We start from the raw sequence: 8,098 nt of genomic DNA, 5'->3' as shown, positions 1-8,098 counted from the left end.
ACACAACGACGAAAGCTTGCTTTCGAAAGTTGGGGGGCATGAAAAAAGGCCAACACAAATCAACGATTTGTGTTGGAAAGGCTTTGGGTAAAGCGGGTATACCGAAGCGGATGCTAGCGAACGAAGTGAAGCTAGCCATCCAGGATAATTGAAAGGCTTTGGGTAAAGCGGGTATACCGAAGCTGCTGACAATGCGAAGCATTGGCAATCCGAAAGTAGGGGGGCTAATCTGAGGGGGTATTTTGCCCCTTTAATATTAAGAATTAATACATTTTTCGGTAATCCCTTGACATATATATTTGATTTATTGGGGTTATAAATATTAATTAAAAATCATGTATTACAATAAAAAATATCATAATCTAAGCAATTTGTTTTGCGGAGGCTTTTTTATAGTATGCCTTACTTTTTTCAGCGCATGTATAAAAAGCGAATCAAGCATCAACTATAATAAGGATCAAATTTTAGTTAATTACAAGCAAGTCTTAATTAAAGTTATTGAGGATTTGAATAAAATAGATCCTGAAATTTCAAAGAAGTCTGGTATAATAAGTCAATTACTACTTGAAAATCAAGCTAAGGAAATTATCATTCCTTTATTATCGATTTCAAAGGGGCTACTTAAAACATATCAAACATATGATAGTGTAAATTTGGAAATTCTTGGTGATGAAAAAGATTTGATAATTGCAGCTCTGCTAGTATTTAATAATGAAATTAAATCTAATGCTCAGACAAAATCAAATGAGAATAAATACAAAATAATGGGTGAGCGTTCTATCTTGGCTATTGAAATTGATAGGCAAGAGTTAAATGGCTGTTTGTTAGAAATCTTCGGATTAGGGGCTGGTGTTTATGGTTTAATAAAAGTAGAAGGAAAAATTATCGTTAAAAATTTAGTCAGTTTAGTGATGAAAGTCGGATTAAAATCTTTAAGTTGGGTAGGTATTGCATATACAGTTTACAACCTTACAATGTGTTTAGTAGAAGCAGATAACGATTAAATTTATTTTATGATTGAACTAATTTTTTTAACAGTTTTTACATCTTCAATATTGTCAATATATTTTTATGATCTTATTACAAATAAAATAAGCAAAAATGATACCTATAGGGATTTGAAGTTTAAAACCATCTATTTATATCTGACCTCTGGGCTATTCTTATTAAATAAGACAATAGAAGTTTATCAAGACTATTTTAATCACAAATAAAAGTAGTTACTTTGCTCAAGATTTTATATTATGAAGCACTCTCAAACTATCGGAATACTACTTTGCTTAGCATTGATTTACACAACCACCCAACCATTTATTATCATAGAAAGTAGGAATTGGGTAATTACCGGTTGGAATCCAGTGGGAAGTTCCTTTGGTCAATCTGGAAAATTTTTATGCTTTTTTTCGGCCTTGAGTGCTTTGTTTTTTGCTTTGCCTTATATATGGGCAAAAAGATTCAATATGGTTTTTGGTGCATTAATGTTGGCATGGGCATTCCGTAATTATTTAATATTAGCTACCTGTCAAATGGGGGAGTGTCCGCAAAGGCAATGGGCATTGTATGGTTGTATATTTTTATCAGGCTTAATTTTATTAATGACATTTTTGCCAAAAATAAAAGTCAGCTAAATAGCTACAAAAAGGGAATCCAACTTAAACGGAAAATTTCTTCAAGGCTTTATCAATCATATTAACTGATTCCAAAATTTGCTTTTCATTAATAATCAACGGTGGTGCAAATCTTATTTTGTCACCTTGTGTTGGTTTTGCTAATAGGCCTTCTTCGCAAAGTTGCAAACAAATATTCCAAGAAAATTCAGGATCTTTATTATTAATCACAATGGCGTTTAATAATCCTTTTCCTCTTATTGATAGGATTAATGGGGATTGCAGTTTGGCTAATTCAGATCGAAATAGTTGTCCCATATTTTCTGCATTCTCCGCCAAGTTTTCTGATTTTAATACTTCCAATGAAGTCATAGCAACAGCGCATGCCAAAGGATTACCTCCATAGGTAGATCCGTGTTCACCTGGTAATATTTGTAACATTATTTCATTGTCAGCCAAAACTGCTGAAATTGGAAGTGTGCCACCACTCAAAGCTTTTCCTAAAATTAAAATATCTGGTCGTACATTTTCATGATCACATGCCAGCATTTTTCCAGTACGTGCTAAACCTGTTTGAACTTCATCTGCAATAAATAGAATATTATAATGACTACATAAATCTCTTACTCCTTTCAAATAACCCTCTGAAGGCAATACAACTCCAGCTTCACCTTGTATTGGTTCAACCATAAATGCGGCCACTGTATTATCTTGAAATGCTTTTTCAAGTGCGATTAAATCATTGAAAGGTACTAAACCAAAGCCTTGCATATAAGGCCCAAAACCTTGATAACTACTAGGATCAGTGGATGATGAAATTGCAGCTAATGTTCGCCCCCAAAAATTACCTTCTGCAAAAATAATTTTTGCTTGATTTTCGGGAATGCCTTTTACATTATAGCCCCATCGTCTTGCTAATTTAATTGCTGTTTCACCACCTTCTACACCAGTATTCATTGGTAATATTTTATCAAAGCCAAAATAGGAAGTGATGTATTTTTCGTATTCGCCTAATAAATTATTATGAAATGCACGCGATGTTAAAGTTAATTTACTTGCTTGTTCTTGTAATGATTTTATAATAGCAGGGTGACAATGACCTTGATTCACTGCGGAGTATCCGCTTAGGAAATCGAAGTACTTTTTCCCGTCGACATCATATAAATAAACCCCTTCCCCTTTTTCGATCACTACTGGAATCGGGTGATAGTTATGTGCACCAAACTGATCTTCAAGAGCCAAATATTTTGCAGCAGCATCGCTTAATGTATTAGGATTATTCATAGCTAAACAATTTCAAGTTAAAAAAAATAAAAAACGCCAAGACGCCAAAGGAAAGAAAATAAAGGAGGTGTTAAACTAACCCCAAGGGATGATTTAGAAAATCTAAATTAGCAAATAAAAAAAGGCCTTTATTCATAGATGTAATTTAGTTTTTTTAGTGCAAATTCCAAGGATTTGGTGGTACATTCGCTAAAACTATGCCCTTTGAATCCAACTATTTCAATCGTTATTTTAAATTTTAATGGTGTAAAATACCTACAAGAGTTTTTACCGTCGGTAATGGCTACCCAGTACGATGCATTTGAAATCATTGTTGCTGATAATGGATCAACGGACAATTCATTGGAGATTTTAGCACAGCAGTTCCCCACTGTTAAAGTAATTTCAAATAAGCAAAACGAAGGATTCGCTGGTGGGTATAATTGGGCATTGAAGCAAGTGATTAGCGATTATTATGTACTTCTAAATTCAGATGTACAAGTGGCTCCCAATTGGATACAACCAATGGTTGATTTATTACAATCTAATCCAAACATCGGGGCTTGTCAACCTAAAATTTTAGCACACAATAATCCAACCACTTTTGAATATGCAGGCGCAGCTGGTGGATGGATTGATATATTAGGATATCCATTTTCAAGAGGGCGCGTTTTTGATATATGTGAAACAGATCAGCAGCAATATGATTCCGTTGCACCTATCTTTTGGGCGACTGGCGCATGTATGATGATCAGATCCTCCCTATTCCATGAATTAAAAGGTTTTGATGTGCACTTTTTCGCACATCAGGAGGAAATTGACCTTTGTTGGCGAATGCAGTTAAATGGCCATCAATTATTTGCTTGCCCGACTTCGGTGGTCTATCATGTGGGTGGAGGAACTTTGCCAAAAGGGGGAAGAAAGGTGTTTTTGAATTTCAGGAATAATTTAATGATGCTGGCTAAAAATTTGCCTTTAAGTGAATTGGTATGGAAAATGCCAATGAGGCTTGGGTTAGATGCTATATCGGCTTATAAAGGGCTATTAACTGGAGATTCGTCCTTTTTTATGGCGATTGCAAAGGCGCATTTCTCCTTCTTCGGATATTTGATGTCAGGGAAGATAAAAAGGACTGAAAATACAAAACCAATGAAATCGCTTCATGGCGTATATGGGGGATCCGTAGTTTGGCAGTACTTTATAAAAAATAAGCATCATTTTGACAAAATTGTAACGAAACCCGTTCATAATTAAGAACTTGTTGTTATTTTTGCGTCCCTAATTAATCAATATGTCACAAGATTCACAAGAAACAGCAGCACAAAAAGATATCGCCACTAATTGGGTGACTTCTTCTAGATTTATTTTTTATGTATCAGTTTTTGCTTTGTTAGCATTGGTATTAGGTAATTGTACCAAACTATTCACGAGTGGGTTTAAGAAAACGACACCTGAAGTGAATACAAGCTCTCAATACAAGCCTGAGTATAAGTAGTAAAAAAAATTTGTTTTAGAGCGCTGAATCCTTATTTTTGCACTCCTAAAAATAGTTCTTACAAAAGCGAAAGTAGCTCATTTGGTAGAGCACGACCTTGCCAAGGTCGGGGTGGCCGGTTCGAGCCCGGTCTTTCGCTCCAAAAATCCCGTTCTTCGGAGTGGGATTTTTTTTTAAGTCTTTAAATAGACGCCCTGGTGGTGGAACTGGTAGACACGCAGGACTTAGACACTGTTCTTTGGTAGAACAAGAATTTGAGTGCACTTCTAGAAATGGAAGATGTAGAACTCCGTAAATTCGGCGAACCCTTTAAACTGGGAATACCGAGCGAAGCCCGAAAGGGAACGTGTAGAGACTAGACACGGAGCACCTAAATCGAAAGATACGGTGAAGGCATAGTCCAGACTACAAACCGAAGTAGGGTGGTGAAAACCATAGTAGTAAGAAAATCCTGTGGGCCGCAACGCCCGTGCGGGTTCGATTCCCGCCTGGGGCACAATCCCTTCCAATTTTATTGGAAGGGATTTTTTTGTCTAATTTACATTCATGAAAACCAAAATATCTAGGGAGAGAATAATTGAGGTTTGCTCAAGTAGTATATCAATGGCAAATGCGGCTGCAACTTTAAGTATTCATTTTAATACACTTAAAAGATTAGCAATATTATATAATTGCTATACGCCTAATCAAGGATTAAAAGGGGGGAATAAGAATGCGCCATTGAAGATTCAATTGCAAGAAATTTTAAAAGGGTTTCACCCACATTTTCAAACATATAAGTTGAAAAATAGACTTCTCAAGGAAGGGTTAATTAAAAATATATGCGCTATTTGTGATTTAAGTACTTGGAATAATAAGCAAATAAATTTAGAGCTAGATCATATAGATGGAAATAGAGTTAACCACGAATTTAATAATTTAAGATTATTGTGTCCAAATTGTCATTCGCAAACAGATACCTATAGATCAAAGAATAGAAAGAGTTTGTAATATCGGAAGTTATTTTTTTTGCTATCTTGTGGCCATAGGAATTTATAAAAATTATGAGTCAGGAAAATTTAACCAAACGCTTTTTGGAATTAGTGGAAATTATGGACACGCTTCGTGAAAAGTGCCCATGGGATAAAAAACAAACCATACATAGTTTACGCAGTAATACCATTGAGGAATTATATGAATTAGTGGATGCGATTGTGGAAGAAGACTGGGAGGGGATTAAGGAGGAGTTGGGTGACATTTTATTACATGTGTTGTTTTATGCCAAGATAGGGACAGAGCAAGGTAAATTTACTTTACAGGATTCCATAGAAGCCATTTCGAAAAAATTAATTCATCGTCACCCACATATTTACGGCGATGTGAAAGTGGAAAATGACGACGATGTAAAAAGAAATTGGGAGCAATTAAAGTTGCAAGAAGGCAAGGGAGATAAAACAATTCTAAGTGGGGTGCCCAATAGTTTGCCTGCGATGGTGAAAGCTTTGAGGATTCAAGAAAAAGTGAAACATGTAGGATTCGAGTGGGAGAATAAAGAACAGGTTTGGGAAAAAGTGGAAGAAGAAATTGCAGAAATGAAAGTTGAAATTGAAGCAAATAACCGAGAGAAAACGGAACAAGAATTTGGGGATGTTTTATTTAGTATGATCAACTATGCGCGTTTTTTAAATATTGATCCAGAAACTGCATTAGAAAAAACAAATAAAAAATTTAAGCATCGTTTTGAGCTTATGGAAAAGTTCGCCAAAGACAATGGCTTGGATTTAGCGCAAATGACCTTGGTAGAAAAAGATAATATTTGGAAACAAATGAAAGAAAAGGAATGAAAGATTCCAGCGAGTCCTTATTAGAGCGTTGTATAATTTATTAAAACTAATTATAAAATAAAATGGGTCCCCGATAAATCGGGGCCCCATTTGTTAACCAAACCTCTATAGGAAATTATTTATTTTGATCATTTAAGTTTAACACGAAAGCATAGTTTCCAAAATAACCAGGATAAATACCTGAAAGTTTAATACTTGCACTGGTCACTTTTTTAAGCGCCTCATAAAATTCTTCCGCTGTATTCACGGTTTTATCATTCACTTGTGTGATAACGAATCCTTTTTCAACCCTGCTTTTCCCAAGTATACCATTGCCTAATTCTTTCACGACAACACCGCCGGGTAAGTCATTTTTTTCAGCAGTAGTTTTGTCAATTGTTTCAAGCTTGCCTCCTAATTTTTCAGCTGCTTTACTACTTGTAGCCAAGTTGGCATCATCCCCAATCTTTGCTTTAAGCGTGGCATTGAAAGTCAACTCCTTGCCATCTCTTTTAATTTGTACGCTTATTTTATCAGAAGGTTTATACCTAGCAATTTGTTCTTGTAGTTCAGGAGATGATTTAATGGTAACACCATTTAGTTTAGTGATAATATCTCCTTTTTTCATGCCCGCTGCTTTTGCTGCACCTCCCTCCACCACATCAGTTACGAGTACCCCTTGGATTTCATTGGTTTTAATACGGTACTCATCATCTATTTTTTTAATTTCTGATTCAGGCAAGCCGTCTCTAGGGTAGGAGATGCCTAAATAAGCGCGTTGTACTGTTCCAAATTTTACAATATCAGTAACTACTTTTTTAACAATATTCACTGGGATTGCATAAGAATAACCTGCATAGGATCCAGTAGGGGATGCAATTGCCGAATTAATTCCAACTAACTCACCACTTGTATTTACTAAAGCGCCACCGCTGTTACCTTGGTTCACAGCAGCATCTGTTTGTAAAAAAGTTTCAACAGGGCGATCACTTTGACGTGCATTGATATTGATGTTTCTATTTTTTGCACTTATAATTCCAGCAGTAATCGTTACATCTAAATTTAAAGGATATCCAATGGCAAGTACCCACTGTCCTAATTTAATTTCGTCACTATTGCCATATACGATATACGGCAAAGCTGCTGCTTCAATTTTAATTACCGCTAAATCACTACTTGGATCAGTGCCAATCACTTTTGCTTTGTATGATTTTTTATTGGTCAATGTTACATTGATTTCATCTGCCCCATTCACCACGTGGTTATTGGTTACAATATAGCCATCCGCAGTAATTAATACACCGCTTCCGCTTGCTCTTTGTTCAGGCATTACTCTTGGGCCACCAAAAAAATCACCGAACATATCTTCATCACCGAACAAATCTGAAAACGGATTTCTTTGTCTTTGTTGATTTGCATCAACGCGTTTTGCATTTGTCTTTGTTTTGATATGCACTACTGCAGGGGAAGCTGAACTAGCAGCTGGTGTAAAATCGACCGTAGATGCGGGTGCATTCCCGTTAAAAAAACTAGCATAATTGGTAGGCAATTGGTTATTGCTATCAAAAGAGGAGCTTGGTTTAATCCATTTGGAATACCCCCAAATACTTGCGAAAGTAGTTGCAAAACTAATTCCGATAATTGCCAAAATGTTTTTAAAATTCAAGTTCATCATGTCTTTATTTTTTAATCTATTATATCAAAATGTGTACCAGTTCGGGTACAAAATTAATGCAGCAGTAATTATGTCACAAAATCAAATATAAGCTTTAACAAAATATTTACGAAATTATTCGTGAATATTTGGATCTGCCAAAAATATCCCATACTAAAAATAGGCCTTTCTATTTTTTACAAGCTAGTTAAAAAGGCGAGCGTGTCCACGCCATCCGCATATTGTTGTAAGCTAGGTTTTTGAAGGCTTCCAAAGG

8 protein-coding genes and 1 tRNA gene are annotated in these 8,098 nt (G+C 35.5%); 7 read left to right on the top strand and 2 right to left on the bottom strand.

Annotation, left to right across the window (positions count from 1 at the left end; translation table 11 throughout):
* Positions 1-335: 335 nt before the first annotated feature.
* A complete protein-coding gene (locus ACKVOD_RS13220; protein ID WP_409209934.1) occupies positions 336-1,004 on the top strand; it encodes a hypothetical protein in 669 nt (222 codons plus the stop codon).
* Between the two features lie 240 nt (positions 1,005-1,244).
* Positions 1,245-1,628 (top strand): hypothetical protein, encoded by a 384-nt coding sequence (locus tag ACKVOD_RS13215; RefSeq protein ID WP_409209933.1) that lies wholly within the window; start codon positions 1,245-1,247, stop codon positions 1,626-1,628.
* Positions 1,629-1,652: 24 nt separating this feature from the next.
* On the opposite strand, the gene rocD is transcribed toward ACKVOD_RS13215, so the two are convergent.
* Positions 1,653-2,891, bottom strand: a complete 1,239-nt coding sequence (gene rocD / locus ACKVOD_RS13210) for an ornithine--oxo-acid transaminase (protein WP_409209932.1) — start codon at positions 2,889-2,891, stop codon at positions 1,653-1,655.
* 177 nt (positions 2,892-3,068) lie between these two features.
* On the opposite strand from rocD, the gene ACKVOD_RS13205 reads away from it, so the two are divergent.
* From ACKVOD_RS13205 to mazG, 5 genes are all read left to right on the top strand, one after another.
* Positions 3,069-4,124: a glycosyltransferase family 2 protein gene (locus tag ACKVOD_RS13205; protein ID WP_409209936.1), complete on the top strand. Its 1,056-nt coding sequence runs from the start codon at positions 3,069-3,071 to the stop codon at positions 4,122-4,124.
* Between the two features lie 37 nt (positions 4,125-4,161).
* Positions 4,162-4,365 carry a hypothetical protein gene (locus tag ACKVOD_RS13200; protein ID WP_409209931.1) on the top strand — a complete coding sequence of 68 codons (204 nt, stop codon included), beginning with the start codon at positions 4,162-4,164 and terminating at the stop codon, positions 4,363-4,365.
* Between the two features lie 66 nt (positions 4,366-4,431).
* Positions 4,432-4,507: transfer RNA gene (locus ACKVOD_RS13195), tRNA-Gly, on the top strand.
* A gap of 404 nt (positions 4,508-4,911) precedes the next feature.
* Complete coding sequence (locus ACKVOD_RS13190) at positions 4,912-5,355, top strand: HNH endonuclease signature motif containing protein (protein WP_409209930.1); 444 nt, start codon at positions 4,912-4,914, stop codon at positions 5,353-5,355.
* Positions 5,356-5,405: 50 nt separating this feature from the next.
* Positions 5,406-6,188, top strand: coding sequence for a nucleoside triphosphate pyrophosphohydrolase (gene mazG / locus ACKVOD_RS13185; protein ID WP_409209935.1), 783 nt, complete (start codon positions 5,406-5,408; stop codon positions 6,186-6,188).
* A 115-nt stretch (positions 6,189-6,303) separates the two neighbouring features.
* Here the strand turns inward: mazG and ACKVOD_RS13180 are convergent, their stop codons facing one another.
* On the bottom strand, positions 6,304-7,842 hold the full coding sequence (locus tag ACKVOD_RS13180; RefSeq protein WP_409209929.1) for a trypsin-like peptidase domain-containing protein: 1,539 nt from the start codon (positions 7,840-7,842) through the stop codon (positions 6,304-6,306).
* Between the last annotated feature and the right edge of the window lie 256 nt (positions 7,843-8,098).

It is taken from the genome of Flavobacterium sp., assembly GCF_046155325.1.
In the GTDB taxonomy this organism is placed as follows: Bacteria; Bacteroidota; Bacteroidia; order Flavobacteriales; family Flavobacteriaceae; genus Flavobacterium.
This window is presented reverse-complemented; position numbering and strand designations above follow the sequence as displayed.